The sequence below is a fragment of the Agromyces salentinus genome (assembly GCF_009749395.1).
GTDB classification, from domain to species: domain Bacteria; phylum Actinomycetota; class Actinomycetes; order Actinomycetales; family Microbacteriaceae; genus Agromyces; species Agromyces salentinus.
The window spans coordinates 13436-33988 of sequence record NZ_WBIR01000026.1 but is presented as its reverse complement, the minus strand read 5'-3'; the positions used below and the strand labels follow the sequence as shown (position 1 = coordinate 33988).

Here is a 20553-nt window from a genome sequence, read left to right as displayed (position 1 = left end):
GGTGCGGGTTCAGGCCCGGCGCAGCCAGACGCGCATGGCCGCCGCCCCGCGGTTGCCCCAGAGGTGGTAGGGCACCAACGTGACGGTGGTGGTTCCGGATGCCGCGGCATCCGTCACCCGATCGGCGACGAGCTCGGGGTAGAGCCCGCCGGTCGGCAGGGGGGCGACGCCGGCGTCGAGCGTCACGACGCGGGTGCCCGGCTCGCTGTTCGGCGTGACCCGGCGGGCCTCGGCGCGGGCCGCGGGCACGTCGACCGGGGACACCAGCACGAGGTCGAGGTCGGCGACGTTGTCGCCCTGCTCGGCGCAGTACACGACCGGGCCGCGGGCGAGCGCGAGCGAGGCGCGCAGGCCGTCGACGCGGGGGTCGGCTCCGTGGGCGCGCACGGGCATCGGGAGCCGGAGGTCGAGGCGGTCGCCCGCCGCGAGGCCACGGTCCACGCGCAGCCATCCGGCCGCGGCATCCGCCTCGACCTGCTCGCCGTTGACGGTGAGGGTCGCGTCGCGGCACCAGGCCGGGATTCGCAGCGCCAGACGCGTGGCGCCCTCGGACTCGAGCACCTCGATGCGGACGCTCCCGTCCCAGGGGTAGTCGGTGGTGATGCGCAGCGAGAGGCCCTCGACCTCGGCCTCGGCGTACTGGGCGATGAACAGCGTGTCGCCCTCGACGACGGCGAGGTGGTCCTGGAGCTCGGCGGTCCAGCGGATGATGTTCGGCGGGCAGCACGGGCAGACGAACCAGGCCCGGCGCAGCAGTTCGCCCTCGGGCTCCGCACCCGTGCGCTGCTGGTGGTCGGGGCGCCGCTGCAGCGGGTTGTCGTAGAAGAACGCGCGCCCGTCGTCGGAGAGCCCGGCGGCGTACGCGTTGTAGAGCACGGTCTCGAACAGGTCCAGGTAGCCGGCCTCGCCCGAGGCGAGGAACATGCGCCAGCCCCACTGCATCGTCGCGATCGCGGCGCAGGTCTCGCTGTAGGAGCGCTCCGACGGCAGCTCGAAGCGGTCGCCGATGGCCTCGTCGGAGTGGCGCGAGCCGAGCCCGCCCGTGACGTAGAGCTTCGAGTCGCGCATGTCGGCCCAGAGCCGGCGCAGCGCGACGTCGAGCGAGCGGTCGCCCTGCTCGAGCGCGACGTCGGTCGCGCCGGCCGCGAGGTACGCCATGCGCACGGCGTGACCGGTCACAGCATCGAGTTCGCGGAGCGGTGCGCCGTCCTGGAAGTACTCGGCCGGGAAGACCCGCAACTCGACCGTGCCGTGCCCGCGGCGATCGATGAAACGGGCCGCGAGGTCGAGGTAGCGGTCGTCGCCCGTCTCCCGCGTGAGCTCGACGAGGGCCATCTCGATCTCGGGGTGACCGCAGACGACCTCATCGCCGCCGGGGCCGAAGCGCTCGACCGCGAGGTCGGCGAAGCGACGGGCGACCGTGAGCAGCCGATCGTCGCCGAGCTGGCGGGATGCCGCGACGGCGGCCTGGATGAGGTGGCCGAGGTTGTACAGCTCGTGGCCCCACGCCAGGTCCTCCCACGGATCCTTGGGCACGTCGGGCGCCTGGTAGTACGAGTTGAGGTACCCGTCCTCGCGCTGCGCGCGCTCGATGAGGTCGACGGCCTCCTCGAAGAAGGCCTCGGTCGCGGCATCCGCTCGCTGCTCGCCCTGACGCGCCAGCTCGTAGGCGAGGCCCTCGAGCGTCTTGAACACGTCGGTGTCCAGGAACGGGTAGCGGCCGCGGTACGCCGTGTCGTCGAGCGTGGCGGGCTCGGCGATGCGGCGCAGGTTGTCGAGGTTGCCGGCCCGGCGCAGCTCCCCGAGGGTGTGCGGCACGGTCGCCTCGCGGTTGCGGCGCTGCCAGCCGGCGAGGGTGCCGCCGGTGATCGTCACGGCGCCGGTGCCGAGTGGCATCCGGGGGCCGGCGAGCGGGGCGACGGCAGGGCGACGGGACGGAGCGGAGACCGCCGCCGCGGCGGTGCCGGCCGCGCTCTCGGCGCGGTTCGCGGTCGCGCTCGACGCGACGACGTTGTCTGACATGACGATTCAGGCCCTTCTGTACCGTGTGACACATCACACTATGGCACTTTGTAGTGGGTGACATATTACTCATGGGCCGGGTGGAGCGGTCAAGCCCCGAGCGGACGATCGGACGACGCTTAACGCGATCGAAATCTTCGCGCCGCCGGACGAGGATGGATCGACGGGCGGCGCCGAGCAGGGGCGCGCGGACGATCGCGTGCGACCGCCGCGGGCGCGACCGCGCCGAAGGCGAGACGGCGTGCGGCGCCCGGCCCGGGCGGGCTCAGTCCTCGAGGAGCCGCTCGAACAAAATGTGATCCTGCCAGCGACCGGCGATGCGCAGGTACCGGTGCGCGAGCCCGAACCGATCGAACCCGTTGCGCTCGAGCACTGCCTGCGAGGCCGCGTTGTGCACGAGGGTGCCCGCCTGGACGCGGTGCAGCTTCGCCTCGCGAGCGGCGTGTAGGGCGACGCCGACGGCCATGGTCGCGAGCCCGCGTCCCGTGCGCTCGGCGTCGATCCAGTAGCCGAGGTGGGCGTTCTGGAACGCGCCGCGCACGAGGTCGGAGAGGTTCACCCGACCGACGATCTCCTCGCCCTCGACGAGCACCAGGGGGATCGCCGTTCCGGCCTCGTACCGCTCGACGAATGCCGCCGCCTCGCGAACGTGCACCGCATCGGCGAAGAACCCCTCGGAGCGCTCGGGCTCCCACGGGGCGAGGTGCTCGCGATTGCGCCGGTAGGCCTCGGCGAGCGCGGGGCCGTCGCCGGCCTCGATCACGCGCACCACGACGCCGCCGTCGAGTTCGACCGGGTTGTGCATGCGAGCCCTCTCCTCACGTCGCGCACCGCGGATGCCGCGCGGCAGCGAACCACGCTAGCAGCCGCCGCGACGGGCAGGACCGCGTGCCTGGGGCCCGCGTCGAGTCGGATACCGCGGCGCGGATCGGGCAACAACGGGGGTCCTCCCAGGGCCTGCCATCCACGAGCGGTCCGACGTAGCGTTGACGGCATGGAAGACGTCCGCGCCGACATCCGGGAGTTCCTGAGTTCCCGGCGGGCACGCATCACCCCCGACCAGGCCGGGCTGCCGGCCTACGGCGGCAATCGCCGCGTGCCTGGGCTCCGACGGGAGGAGGTCGCGATGCTCGCGGGCGTGTCGGTCGACTACTACGTGCGCCTCGAGCGCGGCGACCTCGCCGGGGCATCCGAGGGCGTGCTGGATGCGTTGGCCCGGACGCTCCAGCTCGACGACGCCGAGCGCGAGTACCTCCACGACCTGGCCCGCGCCGCCGGCCCGGCGCCGCGGCGGGCGCCGCGGCCGAAGAGCACCGTGCGACCGGCGGTGCGCCAGGTGCTCGACGCGATCGGAGACGCGCCGGCGTGGGTGCGCAACGGCCGGCACGACATCCTCGCGGCGAACCTGCTCGCCCGCGCGCTCTACTCCCCCGTCTTCGACGATCCCCGCCGCCCGGTGAACACCACGCGCTTCGCGTACCTGAACCCGGCCGCGCGCGAGTTCTGGCGCGACTACGACCAGATCACCCACGACGCCGCCGCGATGCTCCGCCTGGAGGCCGGGCGCACCCCGCACGACCCCGACCTGATCCGCCTCGTCGGGGAGCTGTCGACGCAGAGCGAGCTGTTCCGCGAGCGTTGGGCGTCGCGCGACGTGAAGTTCCACCGCAGCGGACTCAAGCGGCTGCACCATCCGGTCGTCGGCGACCTCGACCTGAACTACGAGTCGATGGACCTGCCGAGCGAGCCCGGCCTCGTCCTGAACGTCTACACGGCGCCCGCGGGCTCCGCGTCGGCCGACGCGCTGAAGCTGCTCGCGTCCTGGGCGGCGACGAACGAGGCGGCGCTCATGGCCGACGCGCCGATCGTGGCGCCCACGGCGGCCGACTAGCGACAGCGACGCGGGCTCCCAAGGCTCACAGGCCGACCGCGGCCATCCCGGCCGCGTCGTAGCGGTCGCCCGCGACGCCGAGGCGCTCGACGAGCGCGTCGAGGTCGGCGACGTCGTCGGCCGAGAGGGCGACCGCGGTCGCGCCGGCGTTCTCGTCGATGCGCTCGCGACGGCGCGTCCCGGGGATCGGCACGATGAACGGATGCTGCGCCAGCAGCCATGCGAGCGCGACCTGTCCGGGCGTCGCGCCGCGGCCCTCGGCGAGCGCGCGCACGTGATCGACCAGGGCCTGGTTCGCCGCGAGGTTCTCGCGTTCGAATCTGGGCACCCTGGCCCGGATCTCCCCCTCCGCGAAGGTCGCGTCGGGCGTGACCGATCCGGTGAGGAACCCCTTGCCGAGCGGGCTGAACGGGACGAACCCGATGCCGAGCTCGGCGACGGTCGGCAGCACCTCTGCCTCGGGGTCGCGGGTCCAGAGCGAGTACTCGCTCTGCACCGCGGTGACCGGGTGCACGGCGTGCGCCCGGCGGATCGTCGCGGCGCCCGCCTCCGAGAGGCCGAAGTGGCGCACCTTGCCCTCGGCGACGAGCTCTCCGACCGTCCCGGCCACGTCCTCGATGGGAACGTCGGGGTCGACGCGGTGCTGGTAGAACAGGTCGAGCACGTCGATGCCCAGGCGTCGCAGCGAGGCATCCGCGACCTCCCTGATGTGGTCGGGGCGCGAGTCGGTGCCGCGCATCCGCCCGTCGACGATCTCGAACCCGAACTTGGTGGCCACGACGACCCGGTCGCGGATCGGCGCGATGGCCTCGCCGACGAGTTCCTCGTTGACCCAGGGGCCGTAGACCTCGGCCGTGTCGATGAGGGTCACGCCCTGGTCGACGGCGTACCGGAGCACGCCGATCATGTCGTCGCGGTCGCCGGGATTGGGCCCGTAGCTCATGGACATGCCCATGGCGCCGAGGCCGATGGCCGAGACCTCGAGGCCCTGGCCGAGTGTTCGCGTGTGCATCTCGTGCTCCTTCTCCGTGTTCGATCATGGACCCGCGGGGTTCAGAAGGCGACCATGACCTTCAGCGCCTCGCGGGCGTTCTTCCCGAAGAGAGGGCACCTGCTCGACGCGGACGTCGCCCGCGCCGTACATGAAGGTCGCCTTCATGGGATCCTCTCGTTCGAACCGTCGCGCGCCGGCCGGCATCGCGACGAGTCCATTCCACGCGCACGGGCGAGCGCCCGGGAGCCCCTGACGGAACAGGTACCGCCAGACCCTGCCTCATCCGGTCCGACGCGAGGATCATGGCGATCGGATGCCGCAGCACGGCGGATGCCGCGCGCGAGCGTCAGACCGGGAGGAACGCCATGACCACCACCGCCTGGACCGCCGATGAACTCGACGCCCTCGACCGCACCGGGGAGATCCGCGTCGCGGGCCGCCGCGACGACGGATCCCTCCGCAGGCCCGTCATCATCTGGCACGTCGTCGTCGACGGCGCCCTCTACGCGAGGTCCGTGCGCGGGCCGGAGGGCAAGTGGTTCGTGGGCGTCATGCGCCACGGCGCGGGGGCCATCACGTGGGGCGGGCAGACACGCGACGTCACGTACACGCTCGACGGCTCGCACGACGACGCGATCGACGACGCGTACTTCGCCAAGTACGGTCGCGGCTCCTCGAGCCAGGCGATCACGAGCGCCGTCGCGAAGCAGACGACGCTCCGCATCGACCCGAGCTGACAACCCCGAGGCGGCCACCCGAGGCGGGCACCGGAGACAGCCGCCCCGAGCCGTTCACGCCGGTGTGCTAGCGTCACGCGCGATAGCGCCTAGGGTTCCGGGATCGTGAGGTCCGCCTGGTCCGAGCGGCGCCACGTCCGCCGTCCGACGGCGGGCGTCATCTGACAGGACAAAAGCCCGGAGGACCCGGTTCGTCGCGCCCGCGGCGGCCTGAAGGGTCCCGCCGTGTCCGCCACCGCACTCGTCCTCGTCCTCACCGCCGCCGTCTGCCACGCGGCATGGAACATCCTGGCCCACGGCGTGAGCCGCATCGGGCTCCCGTTCCTCTGGCTCGGCGCCGTCGCCGCCACGGTGCTCTGGCTCCCGGTCGTCCCGCTCACCGGAGGCTTCGGCGGGGCATCCGCGGGGCATTTCCTGCTCGCCGTGGGGGTCTCGGCGGTGCTGCACTGCGCGTACATGCTCGTGCTGCAGCGCGGCTACGCGACGGGCCGGCTGTCGACGGTGTACGCGACGGCGCGCGGCACGGGCCCGACCATCAGCGTGATCGTGGCGGTGCTCGTGCTCGGCGAACGCCCCTCCGGGATGGCGCTCGTGGGCGTCGGCGTCATCATCGCCGCCGTCGTGGCGATCGGCCTCATCGACCGCGGTCGGCCGGATGCCTCGGGCCTCCGTCCGATCGCCCGACGTCGTCTCCTCCCCCGCATCGATGCCGGCGTCGCATGGGGCCTCGTCACCGGCGTCGCGATCGCCGCCTACACGATCTGGGACGCCCACGCCGTGCGCGAATGGGCGGTCGCCCCCGTCGCGTTCATGGTCGGCTGCACGCTCGGCGAGATCGTGCTCTACGGCGCGGCCCTCGGGGGCCGCTGGCGCGAGATCGGCGCCGTCGCCCGCGCCCAGTGGCCGCGGGTGCTGCTGTTCGGCCTGCTCTCGCCCCTGTCGTACATCCTCGTGCTCGTCGCGATGACGATGGCCCCGGTCGCCCTGGTGGCGCCCATGCGCGAGGTGAGCGTCGTGCTCGTGAGCGTCTTCGGTGCGATCGTGCTCCGCGAGGGCCGCGCCGGGTGGCGGGTCGCGGCATCCGTCATGGTGCTCGCCGGGGTGGCGCTGATGGCGTCCTGATGCCCGGCCCGCCCTCGCCGGCCGCGCCGAGCGCCGCGCGGTCGCTCGACCTCCCGGCCGCCCGCGCGTGGCGGATGCGGCGGTGCCACCTGAGCCAGGGCAACTCGCGGGGCCAGTGCGACACGACCGTGTGGAATCCGCGACGCACCCGCAGCATCCCACCGCCCCGCAGGGCCCTGGTCGACATGTCGACCGAGAGGTCGGGGTCGCGGACGATCCGGCGGCACGGCCCGAGGTGGATCGAGACGTCCATGTCGTCGTGCATGAGCTGGTCGTGGCGGTGCACCTCGTCGCGCACCGCCAGCCAGGCCGTGCGGCGGATGGCGTAGTTGGAGCCGAACAGCGGCACGTGACCGAGCGCCGAACCGACGAGCGCGACGTAGGCGCCGAGGTAGGCGGACGACAGCGGTCGCCGGAGCCACGGGGGCCCGCCCGCGAACCTCGCCGTGCCCGTCAGTGCGGCGAGATCGGGGTCCTCGACGAAGGCGCCGGTGATCCGCTCGATCCAGTCGGGCGGGGGCACGCAGTCGGCATCGAGCCGTGCGATCACGTCGCCGGTCGCGTGGTCGAGTCCCGTCGCGGCCGCCGCCGGGATGCCGGGGGACGGCTCGAACACCACGCGAGCGCCATAACCGGCCGCGACGTCCGCCGTCTCGTCGCGCGAGGCGTTGTCGACGACGATGACCTCCCACGCGCGCACGCGCTGCTCGGCCAGCGCCCCCAAGCACCGGGCGAGCAGCGCGGCATCGTCCTTGGCGGGGATGACGACGGACACCCTCGGGGCATCCGTCGCCGATCCTCCGTCTCGGGGGTCGCCCGCGCCTCGATCGCCGGTCGCGGGTCCCCCCTTGGTCCGTCTCATTCCTTCCGCATCGCGTCCTGGATGCCGCCGGCCGCCTTCTCGACGAGGTTCGGCAGCTCGGTCGTGCCGTAGAACCGGGCGTCCGGATGCGTGGGCGGCGGCATCGGCGCCGACGATGTGGGCCCGTCGTGGTAGGTGAACTCGCCCTTCCCATCCGGCGTCGGACCACTGGCCCAGGTGCCGTCGGCGGCCAGCGGGCCGTCCGAGAAGTTGAGGTACTGGTACGACACGTCGCGGTCCTCCTTCGAGAGCGGGAAGTTGCTCGGCACCGGCAGGTCCTCAGCGCCTTCCTCGCGCAGTTCGGCGGCCGCCGCGATCCACTGGTTCTGGTGCATGGTGTCGCGGGCGAGGAGGAATGCGAGCAGGTCGCGCACGCCGTGGTCATCGGTCATGTGGTAGAGCCGAGCCACCTGCACACGCCCCTGCATCTCGGCGTTCGCGTTCGCGGTGAAGTCGGCGAGGAGGTTGCCGCTGCCCGTGATGTAGCTGCCCTGCCACGGGTTGCCGTTGCTGTCGACCGGACGGGCGCCCGCGCCCGCGACGATGGCCTGCTGCACGTCCGTGCCGCCGACGATCGCGGCCACGGTCGGGTCGTCCTGGACCGCGTCGTCGGTGATGCCCAATGGGGCCTTCTCGAGGAGCTGCGCGATCATGATCGCGAGCATCTCGACGTGCCCCATCTCCTCCGCGCCGATGCCGAAGACGAGGTCGCGGTACTTGCCGGGGATGTGCATGTTCCACGCCTGGAACTGGTACTGCAGGGCGACGGTGATCTCGCCGTACTGGCCGCCGAGGACCTCCTGCAGCTTGCGGGCGTAGACGGCGTCCGGCGCATCCGGTGTGGCCTTGTGCTGGAGTTCCTGTCGGTGGAAGAACATGTGGGCTCCTTCGTGTCGTCCGTGCCGCGTCCGCGCCGGGTGCGGGCCGGAGGGCGGCCCCGCTTCGGTGACGATGCCGTGAGTCAACGCGACACCTGCGCCCTTGTCGCGGGGGTTCCGCTCGCCGCGCCGAGATGCGACAATCCGCCGTCGCGCCCGGATGTCGCGGCCGCGTGCGCTCCGACGGCGGGCGGGTCGGCGCCGCGGGCGGCCGCTGGCGCGCGGGATTATGCCCCCGCGGTTTCCCCTTGGCAAGTCCCTTCTTGGGGGCGCCGTTCTCGACCTACGGTGGCGTCACATCGAACCGGGTGAGCCGCATCTCCCATGCGGAGGCCCTCCCCGGTCGCAACTCCAGGAGGAGGATCACCGATGACCAACAGTCCGCTTACGAACCCCCGGGGCGACGCCACGAGCAGCACCGGCACGAGCGGCGGCGTGGGCGAGAAGGCCTCGGCGCTCGCCTCGGAGGCCGGTGACGCCGGCCGTCACGTCGTCGACGTCGCGAAGGGCGAGTCCAGGGGCGTCGCCTCCGAGACGGGCCGCCAGGCACGCCGGTTCATGGGCCAGGTCGGCGACGAGCTGAGCTCCCAGGCCTCGACGCAGCAGTCCAGGATCGCCGAGGGCCTGCGCTCGGTCGGCTCCGAGTTCTCGGGCATGGCCGGCGACGGCTCTCGCTCCGGCTTCGCCGTCGACCTCGTGCGCGGGGCCGGCGAGCGAGCGGATGCCGCAGCGCGGTGGCTCGACGACCGCGACCCCGGTTCCCTCGTCGAGGAGGTCAAGCGCTTCGCGAGGCGGCGTCCGGGCGTCTTCATCGCCATCGCCGTCGGCGCCGGCGTGGTCGCCGGTCGGCTGACCAGGGCCATCGCGACGCCGTCGGAGGACTCGGGCTCCAGCACGGGCTCCAGCGCTGAGGGCCGTCGCCCGGTCTCGAGCGCCCGCACGGGGACCGACGGCTTCTCCGCCCCGCCCGTGCCCCCGGTGACCGAGGTGCCCCAGACCGGGGTCACCACGGTCGGTACTGCGGGCGGCGGGCTCGGCGCCACCGGTACGGCTCGTCCGGTCACCCCCGACCCCTCCGGCCTGCCGACGGGTGCAGGTGGTGTGTGATGAGCGATCCACGACCGACATTCGACCCGTCGTCCACGCCGTCGGAGCGCCAGGCTGAGCGGAACTCGCTCGGCGAGCTGCTCTCCGAGGTGTCCCGCGACATCTCGACGCTGATGCGCCAGGAGGTCGAGCTCGCCAAGGCGGAGATCCGGGATTCGGCCAAGCAGGCCGGTCGCGGAGCGGGATTGCTCGGCGGGGCCGGCATCGCCGGCATCCTCGCCCTGCTCTTCCTGTCCATCGCCCTGTGGTGGGCGCTGGGTTACCTGATGGGCAACGCCTGGTCGGCCGTGATCGTCGCGGCCGTCTGGGGCATCGTCGCCCTGATCCTGGCGATGACCGGCCGCAAGGAGATCAAGGAGGTCTCCGGGGTCCCGCAGACCGTGGAGACCGTCAAGGAGATCCCCGACGCACTGAAGAGGAATGAGGAGAACCGATGAGCACCCCCGATGAGATCCGCGACGACATCGAACGCACCCGGGCGGAGCTCGGCCAGGACGTCGACGCACTCGCCGACAAGGTGAACCCCTCGAAGATCGCCGAGCGCAAGACCCGGCACCTGCGCCGGAGGCTCGGCTCGGTGAAGGATCGCGTGATGGGCACCGCGTCCGACGTCGCAGGGTCCGCCCACGACGCCGTCGGGCACGCGGGCGAGGCCGTCGCCGATGCCCCGCACAAGTTGGCCTCGAGCACGCGGGGGAACCCGCTCGCCGTCGGGCTGATCGCCTTCGGGGTGGGCTGGCTCGCATCGTCGCTGATCCCCGCATCGAAGATCGAGCAGCGTGCCGCCGACCAGGCGAAGGATGCCGCAGCGCCACTCGTGGACCAGGTGAAGGATGTCGCCGCCGAGGCGGCCGACCACCTCCGCGAGCCGGCCAAGGACGCCGTCGACGCCGTGAAGGAACGCGCGACCGAGGCGGCCGAGACCGTTCGCGGCGAAGGCGAGTCCGCAGCCGGCCAGGTCCGCAGCGATGCGCAGCACGCCATGCAGGGGCAGGGTTCCGGATCCGGCACGTCCGGCACCGGCACCTCCGGCACCGGCACCTCCGGCGCCGGTACGGGGACCTCCGGCCTGGGCGGTTCCACCACGCCGACCGCCCCCGCGCCGACCACCACGGCAGGAAGTCCGCCCCCGGCGGGCTGAGCATGTGACGGCCGGTCGCGGCACTGCCACCGGCCGATCGCGAGGACACCTGCGCCCGTCATCCCCCCGACGGGCGCAGGATCCTGTGGAGGGCCGGACGCCTGCGTCCGGCCCTCCGCATCGTCAGGCCCCGTCGGCGGACGAGAGGCGGCCCACGTCGAGGGCCCGCTCGAATGCGCCGAAGTCGCGATCGGTCTGATCGGCGTACGACTCGGCGAACTCGGCCACGGCCTCGTCGAACGTGCGGGACGCGCCCAGGTAGGCCGCGATCGCGACGCGATCGCCCGAGCGCGCATGCGCCCTGGCGAGGGTTGCCCCGCACAGGCGGGCGAAGAGCTCCGCCCCGTGCGGCACCATCCGCTCGGGGTCGAACGAGCCCTTCCAGTCGCGGAGCTGACGGAGGTGGAAGTCGCGCCGATCGCCCGCGGCGTCGGCGGCGCCCCGGTGCCAGCCGAGGAAGATGTCGCCGGAGGCCTGCATCATCCGCTGGCCGCGCACCACGCGCTCGCCGTGACTGGCGTATTCGCTGGCGCCGAGGAACCGCTCGAGGACCGAGGCCTGGGCTTCCTTCGCCTGCAGCAGGAGGGGATCGGTGTCATCCCTCCCCCGCAGCAGCATGATCCACGACCGGATGCCGACGCTGCCGACCCCCGAGACGCGGCGCGCCATGTGGACGTAGGTGTACTCCGCGAGCGGATGGCGGCCGGCCGGAAGCGTGCTGCGGTACGAGGCGAGCGCCTCGCGCATGAGCTCGGCGGTCTCCGTCTCGGCCCCCGCCACGAAGTCCTCGACCGGGACGACGAGCGGAGGATCGGCGATGATCCGCATCCGGTCGTGCTCGAATGCGACGAGCTTGGAGATCGCGCTCATGCGGTCCTTCGAGCGGGCCTTCGCCACGATCTCGTCGAAGCCGTTCACCTGCCGTTTCCCGGCGCGGTCGGCGTTCCGCTCCCGGCGCAGCCACTCCTGCACCCGCTCGGCACTGAGCGTGTCGTACCAGGCGTCGAGCACGGATGCCTCGGCCGAGGCCAGCATCTGCTCGCGGTATCCCCGCGCCGCCGACAGCCGGAGGTCGCGTCGATCGCGATCCCCGAAGCCGCGATGCCGACCGGCGACCTCGACGCTCGCGACCAACCGCTTGACGTCCCATTCGAAGGGACCGGGGAGGGTCTCGTCGAAGTCGTTGATGTCGAACACGAGCCGGCGCTCGGCCGACGCGAACAGCCCGAAGTTCGAGAGGTGGGCGTCGCCGCAGAGTTGCACGACGAGACCGCTGTCGCGCGTGGTCGCGAGGTCGGCGGCCATGATCAGGGCCGCACCCCGGAAGAAGGCGAACGGCGAGGCCCGCATCCGCGCGTGCCTGATCGGCACCAGCTCGGGGTCTCGCACCGCGGCCTGGTCCTCGAGCAGCGCCACGGGATCGGGGCGCGTCGGCGAAGGCCTCCACACGGCCTGTTCAGCGCGGGGCGCCGCCTGGCGGGCATCGCGTCCGGCCGTGCGTCGGGCGGCGAAGTCCGACGATTGGGGTGGGAGGCGAGCGACGGAGGCGGGATCCCCGAAGCTCACGCGTCGACCCCGGGTCGCTCCGGGGCGGTCGCCGCACCGGGCGCCACGACGTCGCCGCCGTCGACGGCCATCGCCGCATCGGACGGGGTGGCCGCGGTGATCGACCCCGCGCTCCGCAGGAACATGATGAGCCAGCCGAAGATGAGGGAGAACGCGACGAGCTCCACCGCGGTCAGGTTGTAGTAGCCGGTGATGAAGAAGGCAGCCAGGACCACGATCACGCCGACGAACACGTACCCGAGCAGGATGAAGACCCTGGGCATCGCGGGCACGAGGACGCTCAGCGCGACGACCATCACCACGTAGACGATGGCCATCCCCGTGGCGGACAGGTTGTGCATCTGGAGGAACTCGTCGACGGGGAACAGGCCGACGCAGGCGAGGAGGATGCCGATTACGATCAGTCCCGCGCGCACGAGGGTACGGCCACGGACCTCCGCCGGCGTGGTCGCCGGAAGGCCGGCCGTGGCGTAGTGCGAGATGGTCGTCACCATGACGCCCGCGATGATGAGCGTGAGGTTGAAGGTCAGTGCCGAGACGTCGTCGCTGATGCCGAGCGTGCTGAGGTTCTTCTGCCACCACAGCGGATCGGTCGCGCTCAGCGTGCTCGCGAGCGTGCCGACCACGAGGAAGAGCGCGAGCACGATCGACAGCAGCATGGGAGTGAGGTTCACGGCCGAGAGGTACGCCGCATAGGCCGTGATCGCGACCACGACGCCGACGAGCACCGCTGCCGCGGTGGTGTAGAGCGTGGCGCCCTCGAATCCCGCACTGAAGATCGCCGCCAGCGAGACCCAGCCGAGCAGCGCGATGACGGCGTGCGCGAGGCACAGCGCCGCGATGTCGAACCAGCGCAGTGGACGCCAGGTCGGCGCGGAGCCCGGGTCCGTGAGGAGCGCGCGACGACGCTCGGCCCTCCGCAGGAGGCATCCGTAGCCGAAGGCGAGCAGCGCCGCGACCGCGGCGCCGATGGCGGCGGCGTCGCCGAAGGAGCCGCGGCCGGAGATCGGCAGGTCTCGCCCCCAGAAGACGAAGAGCGCCGGGATCGCACCCGCCACGAAGGCGACGGTGCCCACGAGCAGGGCGGAGGACTCGCGTGACTCGGCATCCCGCATCGGGCGGTGGAGGATGCGACGAACGGATGTCGACTGACTCACGATGGCCTCCAGCGGGACTGCGCGCCCGCGGGCTGCGAGCTGCGCTCCCAGTTCGGAGCGTAGCGGCAGGCGGGCGCCGAAGCATGACTTTTCGTCGACTTTGGGTCTAGGTTGTCGAGTACGACGCCACCTGCTCGGAGGAGAGCCACGTGAGTGCACCTGAGACCCCGACGAGCAGCGGAACGGCGCCCTTCAACGGCAAGCTCGCCCTCCTGCTCGCAATGGCGATGTTCGTCCTCGTCGTCGACACCTCGATCATGAACGTGTCGATCTCGGCGGTGGTGGAGGACATCGGCACCACGGTGAGCGGCGTGCAGGGCGCCATCGCCCTCGAGGCGCTGGTGTCGGCGGCGTTCATCCTCATCGGCGGCAAGGTCGGCGACCTCATCGGGCGCAAGCGCGCCTACGTGATCGGGCTGCTCTGCTACGCCACGGGGGCCATCGCGATGACCCTCGCGCAGAGCCTCGTGCCGATCATCCTGTTCTGGGCGCTCGTCGGCGGCATCGGCGCGTCGCTGCTCCTTCCGGCGATGCAGTCGCTCATCCACGGGAACTTCGAGGGCGCGGCTCAGACGAGGGTCTACGCACTCGTCGGCGCGTCGGCCGCGATCGCGGCCGCCGTCGGCCCGCTGATCGGCGGCGTCATCACGACCTTCCTCTCCTGGCGCGTCTCGTTCCTGCTCGAGGCGGTCATCATCGTCGTCGTCCTCAGCGGCATCCGACTCGTGCACGACGTCCCGTACACCGGACCCCGACGCATCGACCTCGTCGGGGCGCTGCTGTCGGTCGTCGGCATGGGCGGTGTCGTGATCGGCATCCTCGTCTGGCAGGAGGGCGGCGAGGCGGTCGCGGCGCTGATCGCCGTCGGCCTGGTCGGCCTCGGTGGCCTCGCGTACTGGCTCGTGCGCCGCAAGCGGAGCGGCAAGCCGACCCTCATCGACCCTGCCCTGTTCAGGTCGAAGCTCTTCAAGCTCGGCATCACCGGGCAGCTCCTCCAGCAGATCGCCCTCGGAGGCACGATGATCGTGCTCCCCATCTACCTCCAGATGGTGCTCGGCTACAACGCACTGCTCGCGGGCCTCTCGATCGCACCGCTCTCCTTGAGCATGTTCGCCGTGGCCATGCTCGTCGGCCGGAAGGCGGGCGCGCGGCGGCCGGCGAACCTCATCCTCTGGGGGTTCGTGCTCCTCGCCGTCGGCCTGCTCATCCTGATCCCGATCGTGCCGCGGGCGGACTCCGGCTGGTGGCTCTTCGGACCGCTGGTCGTCGCGGGCACCGGCCTCGGCCTCCTCGTCTCGCAGCTGAACAACTACACCCTCTCGCCGATCTCGAACGAACGCGTGAGCGAGGCGGCCGGCGTGAACTCGGCGGCCGGATCGTTCGGCCTGTCGTTCGGGCTCGCGTTCGCGGGCGCCATCATGCTCGCGACGCTCTCGCTCACCTTCACCGGCCTGTCGAATTCGAGCCAGGTGCTTCCCCCCGATGAGAAGGAACAGGTCGCCCAGGTTCTCGAGGAGGACGCGGAGATCATGTCGAACGAGGCGCTCGACGCGCTCCTGATCGAGCAGCCCGAGGAGATCGCCGACGAGATCGTGCGCATCAACACCGAGGCCCGGCCGATCGCCCTGCAGGTGGCATTGCTCATCCCGCTCATCGCCGCCGTGCTCGGCCTCGTCAACGGATTCCGCATGCGCCGCCAGCCCGACCCCAAGCCGAACGCGGCCGTCGAGGGGATGACGCTGGGCTGACGCCGGGCCCCGCCCGACCGACGGACGGGCGGCCGATCCCCGACCGGGCCGCCCGCCTCATCGCCCTATGCCCCGGCTTAGGCCCAGGCCCAGCCGAACAGTCCGCGAAGCCAGGTCACGATCGACCGCAGGCCCTCGACCACGGCGTCGACCACGCTCGGGCGATCGCCGGCGACGACCGGCTGCGAGGTCACGACGACGGGGTCCTGCCCGGCGACGCTCGCGGTGACCTCGATCGAGAGCTCGTGGCCGACATCCGCACCTCGAACCTTGTACGTCTCGCCCTGACCGACTCGACCCGGGATCGGTTCGCCGTCGCGGAGCCAGCGCACGGTGAGGGCGGCGTCCTCGCGGGACCACTCGCCGGTGTCGGCCGAGAGCTGCCGGCCCTTCACCGCGTCCCCCTCGATCGAGGGCGCGACGGTGTTCTCCAGGGCGACGACGACCTCGGGCAGCACCTCGATCGCGGTCGGGTGCTCGATCGCCGACAACCGGGCACCGGTGTCCAGCGGCATCCGCTCGGTCGGGGCGAAGAGCCCGTGCATGTCGACGGAGCCGTCGGCGGCGATCGTCGGTGCGGCGCCGTCGACATCCGTCGACACGAACCAGCCGGCGTCGGGCTGACCTGCGCCGATCGCGGGCGAATCGAGGTTGAAGTGGTTCGACGGGTCGGTCAGCAGCGAGGTGTCGGCCTGCTTCAAGGCCAGCTCGTCACGCGCCGTCGCGGTCCACGACAGCACGCCCGTGGCCGCGTACGCGGTCGTGGGGGCGTTGGTCGAGAGCCGGATGTTGCGCTCGTTGCCGACCGCCGTGACATCCTCGAGCCGGATGTCGGGTCCCGAGTTCGAGGTGACGCCGGTGGCCAGGTTGCCGAAGCTGATCGAGTTGCGCAGCAGGTGGTCGCCCGGCACGGACTCGCCGCCGAGCTTGAAGCCGTTGCCCTCACCGGTGCGGGCGGGGTCGGCCGCGAGCCAGCCGTTGGCGTAGGCGACGCTGTCCTCCACCACGACGGTGCCGATCGGGCCGGTCGTCGACTTGGCGTAGAGGTCCCAGCCGTCGTCGATGTTGTGGTGGGCGATGCTGTGCCGGAACACGTTGCCCTCGCCGACGGTGAGCTTCGCGGCGAAGCCGTCGGCGTCATTGCCCTGCGCGTCGGCATTGTCGTGGGCCACCGAGGAGACGACGAGATTGTGGGAGGGCCACATCGACGACGGCTCGCGCTCGAGCCCAGAGATCTGGATCCCGGTGTCGCGGTTGTGGTGCGACTCGACCCGCTCCACCACGTTGTGGTGGCCCTGGATGAGCATGGGCTTGCTGCGATCCTGCGAACCCGTGATCTCGAGGTCGTACACGTGCCACCAGTCGCCGCGGAACACGAGGCCGCCGCCCGCCGACTGGGCGAGGTCGAGCACGGCCCGCGCGCCCGGTGCCGACATCAGCGTGATGGGAGCCTCGGGGGTGCCGTCGCGGCCGCGTTCGACCGTGATGGCGCGCTGCGGGGTGTAGACGCCGCCCTCCAGCACGATCTGCTGGCCGGGCTGCGCGAAGGCCACCGCGGTGTGCAGGTCGATCGGGGAGGCCGCGGTGCCGTGGCCGGTCGGCGAGCCATCGGGGGCGACCCTGATCGACTGGCCGGGTTCGCCATAGGAGTCGACGGTGACGGTGACGGGCACATCGACCGGGTCGTTCGACTCCAGTTCCTCGCGCTCGCCGAGCTGCGGCTGCTCGGCCGCGGGCAGCACCCGCGCGGTGAACTCGTTCTCACCGTCGACCAGGTCGACGCCTGCGAGCACGCGTTCGCCGGGGGTCAGCGCGAGCCCGTCGACGATCACCTCGCCGTCGGCGCCCAGGATCTGGCCCGTGCCGTGCACGTTGGCCACGAGCGGGAGGTCGATGCGGTGGTGCGGGGTCGTGGACGTGACGTCGACCGCGAGCTCCACGGGCACGTACTCGGTCGGCGGCTGCTGGGCTTCCTCGTCGTCATCGGGATGGATCGTGCTGAAGTCCCAGTCGGTCACGGTGACCTTGATCTTGCGGGCGGCCGCCATGCCGACGTAGAGCGCCTCGGAGTCCTGCTGCTGCAGCATGTCGGGGTCGTACTGGATGACCTCGAGCACCTCGCCGTCCCGATGCCACACGGCATGGAACCCGGTGTTGGACTTGCGCAGCGACAGCGTGAAGACGTCGCCGTTCGCGAACTTCGGACCCGACGCCTCCGGGCGCCAGTCGCGGTCGAAGGCCACCGAGTCGCTGCTGTCGCGCACGCCCGCAGCGCTGTCGTCCGGTGCGCCGGTGTAGCCGTGCACGAACCGCGCGCCGGGCGTGCCGTCCTGCCACTCGCCGGTGCCGGGCCCCCACGCGTAGCGCGTGAGGAGGGCGCCCGCGGAGTTGAAGTAGCGAGCGGGCGACGAGCCCGGCACGAGCGTGTCGACGGCGATCACGCCGAACCCCGACTGGTTGTCCTTGGCGGCCGCGTCATCGACGCGGAAGGTCGCCGTGAGCGTGAAGTTCTCCGTCGCGGGGTCGACCTTCGTGTAGTAGTACTGGAACCCGTCCTCCGAGGTGGCCAGTTTCGTGGTGCTGGCGAGCGCGTCGAACGTGATGCTCCCGTCGGCGTTCTCGGTGACCTGGCCGCCCGAGCCCGCGTTGGAGCCGATGTCCGCGACCTGCCAGCGCTCGACGGATGCCGCGACCTCGACGTCCTGCGTCGGCCCGGCCGCCTCTTCGGCGCCGCGGTGCGCGACGATGCGCACCTGGTGGGTCGTGCCTGGCACGAAGCCCGCGACGGCGGCGGTGGTCCCGGTCAGTCCGTCGGCGAGCCGGGTGAAGGCCGCACCTCCGATACTCGACTCGACGGAGTAGCTCTCCGCTTCGGCGCTCGCGGACCAGTCCAGCGTCACGGTGGCGACGCCGCCCGAGATGGCGGTCGTCAGCGAGCCGGTGACGGAGGGCCCGGCGAGCGGCAGGGAGAACCCGTCGACCGCGACGCGCGCGGAGGCCTTGGCGTCGGGCTCGCCGGAGCGCGTCAGCCGGACCTCGACCTCGTAGTCGCCGGATGCCGGCGGCGTCAGCGACAGCGCGCCACCCTCGCCGTCGGCGACGCCGATCGCGGTGTCCACGTCGGAACCTGCGCCGTCGTGGAGCGTCGCGTGCGCGACGTCGCCGCCGTCGACGCCGAGCACGCCGGTGAAGCTCACCACGAGACGGCCCGGGTCGGCCGGGTCGGCCTCGACCGACTCGATGACGGGCGCGGCCACCTCGGCCCACGGCGCCCGGGTCACCGGCTCGAACTCGCCGACCTGGGCGAAGTAGACGTTGACGCCCGAGCTGGGCGAGGCGAGGTAGTAGGCCCCGGGCGCTGCGATGTCGAACGAGCCCGTCTCCACGGGGGCGGTGGCGAGGTCGGCGCGGGCCGGCACCCGGCCCACCTCGGCCCCGGTCGCGTCGTAGAGCGCGAGTGCGCGGTCGGCGCTGCCGCCGCTGCGCGCGTTCACGTGGACCCGGGTCGGAGCCTCGCCCTCGGCGACGGTGAAGTGCAGTGACCGGGCGTCGGCGGTGCCCGACCCGTTGAGCTTGATCCGCTGCGTGAAGGTCTCGCCACGGTCGGACACGCGCTCGTGCGCGTCGACGGTGACCTTCTTCGCGTCGGTGGCATGGATCCGGAAATCGGTTCCGGTGTCCGTCGCGGTCGCGATGTCGCCGACGGCGAGGTCGCTCGCGTTCAGGGCCGTCGCGGGGCCGATTGCGACGGCGGCGACCGCCGCCGAGAAGGTCAGTGCGGCGGTCGCCAGCACGGCCAGGGACGCGCGCAGCGTCTTGCCCATCGGTGTCATGTTCTCCCCATCGAGACGCAGTGGTGCACCATCGAGACCGCGCGAGAAAGCGCTTTCTCAGCCTACGAATGATGACGGTAATCGCTTTCCCCTCGGCCGTCAAGAGCTCGGCCCGCCCCGGCATCCCACGCGTGCTTCACCGCGGCATCCGCTCGCCCGCTTCGCCGCCGCATCCGCTCGCGCTCCGGCGCATCTCGCGCGAGCGCGCCCACGACTACGCGCGGCACGTGGTTCGGCGCCGTCACGCCCCGCACCACGCTGGTCGTGACGGTCGCGCCCGTTCCGGGCATCCGCCGCCGTCTCCATCGATACGAGGAGAACGACCATGCCAACACCACCCGCCCGCGGACGCCGGCGTCCGATGCGCATCGCCCTCGCGCTGGCCGGCGCCGCCGTCCTGACCGCCGTCTCGGTCGCCCTTCCCGCCGCCGCAGTCGACACCGGCCGCCCGGCACCCACGCCGAAGCCGACCGTCGTGCTCGTGCACGGCGCCTTCGCCGACTCCTCCGGATGGAACGACGTCATCGAGCGCCTGCAGAAGCGCGGGTACCCGGTGCTGGCGGCGTCGAACCCGCTACGCGGCCTCGCCGCAGACGCCGAGTACGTGAAGTCGATCCTCGCGACGATCGAGGGCCCGATCGTGCTCGTCGGGCACTCGTACGGCGGCGCCGTCATCACGAACGCCGCGACCGGCAACCCGAACGTGGTCTCGCTCGTCTACGTGGCCGCCTACGCCCTCGACGCCGGTGAGCGGCTCATCGATGCGAACGAACTGGGCGGCGGGCACTCCTCGCTCGGCGAGCACCTCGTCATCCGCCCGTATCCCGGGGCGCCCGAGGGCGATGCCGACGGCTACATCGACCCCGCCTTCTTCCGCGAGCTGTTCGCCGCCGACCTGCCGAAGAAGCAGGTCGCCGTCATGGCGGCATCTCAGCGACCGGCCGCCCTCCAGGCCCTGTTCACCCCGTCTGGCGAGCCCGCTTGGAAGGAGATCCCGAGCTGGTTCGTCGTGGCGTCGCAGGATCACACGATCCCGCCGGAGGCCGAGCGTGCGATGGCCGTGCGCGCCGGGTCGACCACGGTCGAGATCGACAGTTCGCACGTGGTCATGATGAGCCACCCCGGCGAGGTCGTCGACGTGATCCTCGACGCGGCGGAGTAGTCCGCACGGCCGCCTGACGCCCACTCGTCACGGATACGGCGAACGCCCCGCCTCCCGGCAGATGCTGGGAGGCGGGGCGTTCTGTGGCGGTACCGGTGGGATTTGAACCCACGGTGCGCTTTCACGCACACAACTTTTCGAGAGTTGCACCTTCGGCCGCTCGGACACGGTACCGGGATCAATCGTAGACGACACCGCGCAATCGGCCAAAACGAGGCGACCCGTGCGCTGCGCACCTCCGCTCGTGAGCTCGGAGGAAGCTCGAACGACGCGTCGAGCGGATGCCGCGACGCGTCGCCCGCCGGGCGCCCGCCCGTCGCCCGCCCGTCGCCC

Annotated in this window: 16 protein-coding genes and 1 tRNA gene; 8 read left to right on the top strand and 9 right to left on the bottom strand. The window is 72.0% G+C overall.

The genetic code is table 11. The features are described 5' to 3' along the window. Positions 1 to 9: 9 nt before the first annotated feature. On the bottom strand, positions 10 to 2022 hold the full coding sequence (locus GQQ95_RS18175; RefSeq protein WP_157429023.1) for a glycoside hydrolase family 127 protein: 2013 nt from the start codon (positions 2020 to 2022) through the stop codon (positions 10 to 12). Between the two features lie 265 nt (positions 2023 to 2287). Next, a complete protein-coding gene (locus GQQ95_RS18170) occupies positions 2288 to 2827 on the bottom strand; it encodes a GNAT family N-acetyltransferase (RefSeq protein WP_157429022.1) in 540 nt (179 codons plus the stop codon). A gap of 189 nt (positions 2828 to 3016) precedes the next feature. Here GQQ95_RS18170 and GQQ95_RS18165 point away from each other — a divergent pair, with 189 nt between their 5' ends. After that, positions 3017 to 3913 carry a helix-turn-helix transcriptional regulator gene (locus GQQ95_RS18165; RefSeq protein WP_157429021.1) on the top strand — a complete coding sequence of 299 codons (897 nt, stop codon included), beginning with the start codon at positions 3017 to 3019 and terminating at the stop codon, positions 3911 to 3913. A 25-nt stretch (positions 3914 to 3938) separates the two neighbouring features. On the opposite strand, the gene GQQ95_RS18160 is transcribed toward GQQ95_RS18165, so the two are convergent. Then, positions 3939 to 4925, bottom strand: coding sequence for an aldo/keto reductase (locus GQQ95_RS18160; protein ID WP_157429020.1), 987 nt, complete (start codon positions 4923 to 4925; stop codon positions 3939 to 3941). A 347-nt stretch (positions 4926 to 5272) separates the two neighbouring features. Here GQQ95_RS18160 and GQQ95_RS18155 point away from each other — a divergent pair, with 347 nt between their 5' ends. Further along, positions 5273 to 5644, top strand: a complete 372-nt coding sequence (locus GQQ95_RS18155) for a DUF2255 family protein (RefSeq protein ID WP_170297121.1) — start codon at positions 5273 to 5275, stop codon at positions 5642 to 5644. A gap of 225 nt (positions 5645 to 5869) precedes the next feature. Next, positions 5870 to 6766, top strand: a complete 897-nt coding sequence (locus GQQ95_RS18150; protein WP_157429018.1) for an EamA family transporter — start codon at positions 5870 to 5872, stop codon at positions 6764 to 6766. On the opposite strand, the gene GQQ95_RS18145 is transcribed toward GQQ95_RS18150, so the two are convergent. After that, positions 6729 to 7541, bottom strand: a complete 813-nt coding sequence (locus GQQ95_RS18145) for a glycosyltransferase family 2 protein (protein ID WP_246205790.1) — start codon at positions 7539 to 7541, stop codon at positions 6729 to 6731. The two genes, GQQ95_RS18150 and GQQ95_RS18145, sit on opposite strands and share 38 nt — an antisense overlap. 83 nt (positions 7542 to 7624) lie before the next feature. Then, a complete protein-coding gene (locus GQQ95_RS18140) occupies positions 7625 to 8506 on the bottom strand; it encodes a manganese catalase (RefSeq protein ID WP_157429016.1) in 882 nt (293 codons plus the stop codon). A 369-nt stretch (positions 8507 to 8875) separates the two neighbouring features. On the opposite strand from GQQ95_RS18140, the gene GQQ95_RS18135 reads away from it, so the two are divergent. From GQQ95_RS18135 to GQQ95_RS18125, 3 genes are read left to right on the top strand one after another with little or no spacing between them, the layout of a single operon-like run. Continuing rightward, positions 8876 to 9613, top strand: coding sequence for a hypothetical protein (locus tag GQQ95_RS18135; RefSeq protein ID WP_157429015.1), 738 nt, complete (start codon positions 8876 to 8878; stop codon positions 9611 to 9613). Then, entirely contained in the window at positions 9613 to 10050 is a 438-nt protein-coding gene (locus GQQ95_RS18130; RefSeq protein WP_157429014.1) for a phage holin family protein, read from the top strand. The genes GQQ95_RS18135 and GQQ95_RS18130 overlap by 1 nt, the downstream gene beginning before the upstream one ends. Beyond that, entirely contained in the window at positions 10047 to 10754 is a 708-nt protein-coding gene (locus GQQ95_RS18125; RefSeq protein ID WP_157429013.1) for a DUF3618 domain-containing protein, read from the top strand. The genes GQQ95_RS18130 and GQQ95_RS18125 overlap by 4 nt, the downstream gene beginning before the upstream one ends. Before the next feature lie 123 nt (positions 10755 to 10877). On the opposite strand, the gene GQQ95_RS18120 is transcribed toward GQQ95_RS18125, so the two are convergent. Continuing rightward, the gene (locus tag GQQ95_RS18120) at positions 10878 to 12203 is read right to left on the bottom strand and encodes a DUF2252 domain-containing protein (protein ID WP_212275582.1); all 1326 of its coding nucleotides are present in this window, start codon (positions 12201 to 12203) and stop codon (positions 10878 to 10880) included. Between the two features lie 113 nt (positions 12204 to 12316). Further along, entirely contained in the window at positions 12317 to 13477 is a 1161-nt protein-coding gene (locus tag GQQ95_RS18115) for a DUF998 domain-containing protein (protein ID WP_212275579.1), read from the bottom strand. 221 nt (positions 13478 to 13698) lie between these two features. On the opposite strand from GQQ95_RS18115, the gene GQQ95_RS18110 reads away from it, so the two are divergent. Next, positions 13699 to 15225, top strand: coding sequence for an MFS transporter (locus GQQ95_RS18110; RefSeq protein ID WP_157429033.1), 1527 nt, complete (start codon positions 13699 to 13701; stop codon positions 15223 to 15225). A gap of 77 nt (positions 15226 to 15302) precedes the next feature. Here GQQ95_RS18110 and GQQ95_RS18105 read toward each other — a convergent pair whose 3' ends face one another. Further along, positions 15303 to 19049 carry a polysaccharide lyase domain-containing protein gene (locus tag GQQ95_RS18105; RefSeq protein ID WP_157429011.1) on the bottom strand — a complete coding sequence of 1249 codons (3747 nt, stop codon included), beginning with the start codon at positions 19047 to 19049 and terminating at the stop codon, positions 15303 to 15305. Positions 19050 to 19383: 334 nt separating this feature from the next. Here GQQ95_RS18105 and GQQ95_RS18100 point away from each other — a divergent pair, with 334 nt between their 5' ends. Further along, the gene (locus GQQ95_RS18100) at positions 19384 to 20220 is read left to right on the top strand and encodes an alpha/beta fold hydrolase (protein ID WP_246205788.1); all 837 of its coding nucleotides are present in this window, start codon (positions 19384 to 19386) and stop codon (positions 20218 to 20220) included. 84 nt (positions 20221 to 20304) lie between these two features. On the opposite strand, the gene GQQ95_RS18095 is transcribed toward GQQ95_RS18100, so the two are convergent. Next, positions 20305 to 20394: transfer RNA gene (locus tag GQQ95_RS18095), tRNA-Ser, on the bottom strand. Between the last annotated feature and the right edge of the window lie 159 nt (positions 20395 to 20553).

Excerpts from the sequence above, each read along its gene's own strand:
- GQQ95_RS18105 (WP_157429011.1), bottom strand. The coding sequence starts at position 19,049 with ATGGGCAAGACGCTGCGCGCGTCCCTGGCCGTGCTGGCGACCGCCGCA.
- GQQ95_RS18160 (WP_157429020.1), bottom strand. The coding sequence starts at position 4,925 with ATGCACACGCGAACACTCGGCCAGGGCCTCGAGGTCTCGGCCATCGGC.
- GQQ95_RS18155 (WP_170297121.1), top strand. The coding sequence starts at position 5,273 with ATGACCACCACCGCCTGGACCGCCGATGAACTCGACGCCCTCGACCGC.
- GQQ95_RS18130 (WP_157429014.1), top strand. The coding sequence starts at position 9,613 with ATGAGCGATCCACGACCGACATTCGACCCGTCGTCCACGCCGTCGGAG.
- GQQ95_RS18135 (WP_157429015.1), top strand. The coding sequence starts at position 8,876 with ATGACCAACAGTCCGCTTACGAACCCCCGGGGCGACGCCACGAGCAGC.
- GQQ95_RS18175 (WP_157429023.1), bottom strand. The coding sequence starts at position 2,022 with ATGTCAGACAACGTCGTCGCGTCGAGCGCGACCGCGAACCGCGCCGAG.
- GQQ95_RS18110 (WP_157429033.1), top strand. The coding sequence starts at position 13,699 with ATGGCGATGTTCGTCCTCGTCGTCGACACCTCGATCATGAACGTGTCG.
- GQQ95_RS18100 (WP_246205788.1), top strand. The coding sequence starts at position 19,384 with ATGCCAACACCACCCGCCCGCGGACGCCGGCGTCCGATGCGCATCGCC.
- GQQ95_RS18170 (WP_157429022.1), bottom strand. The coding sequence starts at position 2,827 with ATGCACAACCCGGTCGAACTCGACGGCGGCGTCGTGGTGCGCGTGATC.
- GQQ95_RS18140 (WP_157429016.1), bottom strand. The coding sequence starts at position 8,506 with ATGTTCTTCCACCGACAGGAACTCCAGCACAAGGCCACACCGGATGCG.
- GQQ95_RS18165 (WP_157429021.1), top strand. The coding sequence starts at position 3,017 with ATGGAAGACGTCCGCGCCGACATCCGGGAGTTCCTGAGTTCCCGGCGG.
- GQQ95_RS18125 (WP_157429013.1), top strand. The coding sequence starts at position 10,047 with ATGAGCACCCCCGATGAGATCCGCGACGACATCGAACGCACCCGGGCG.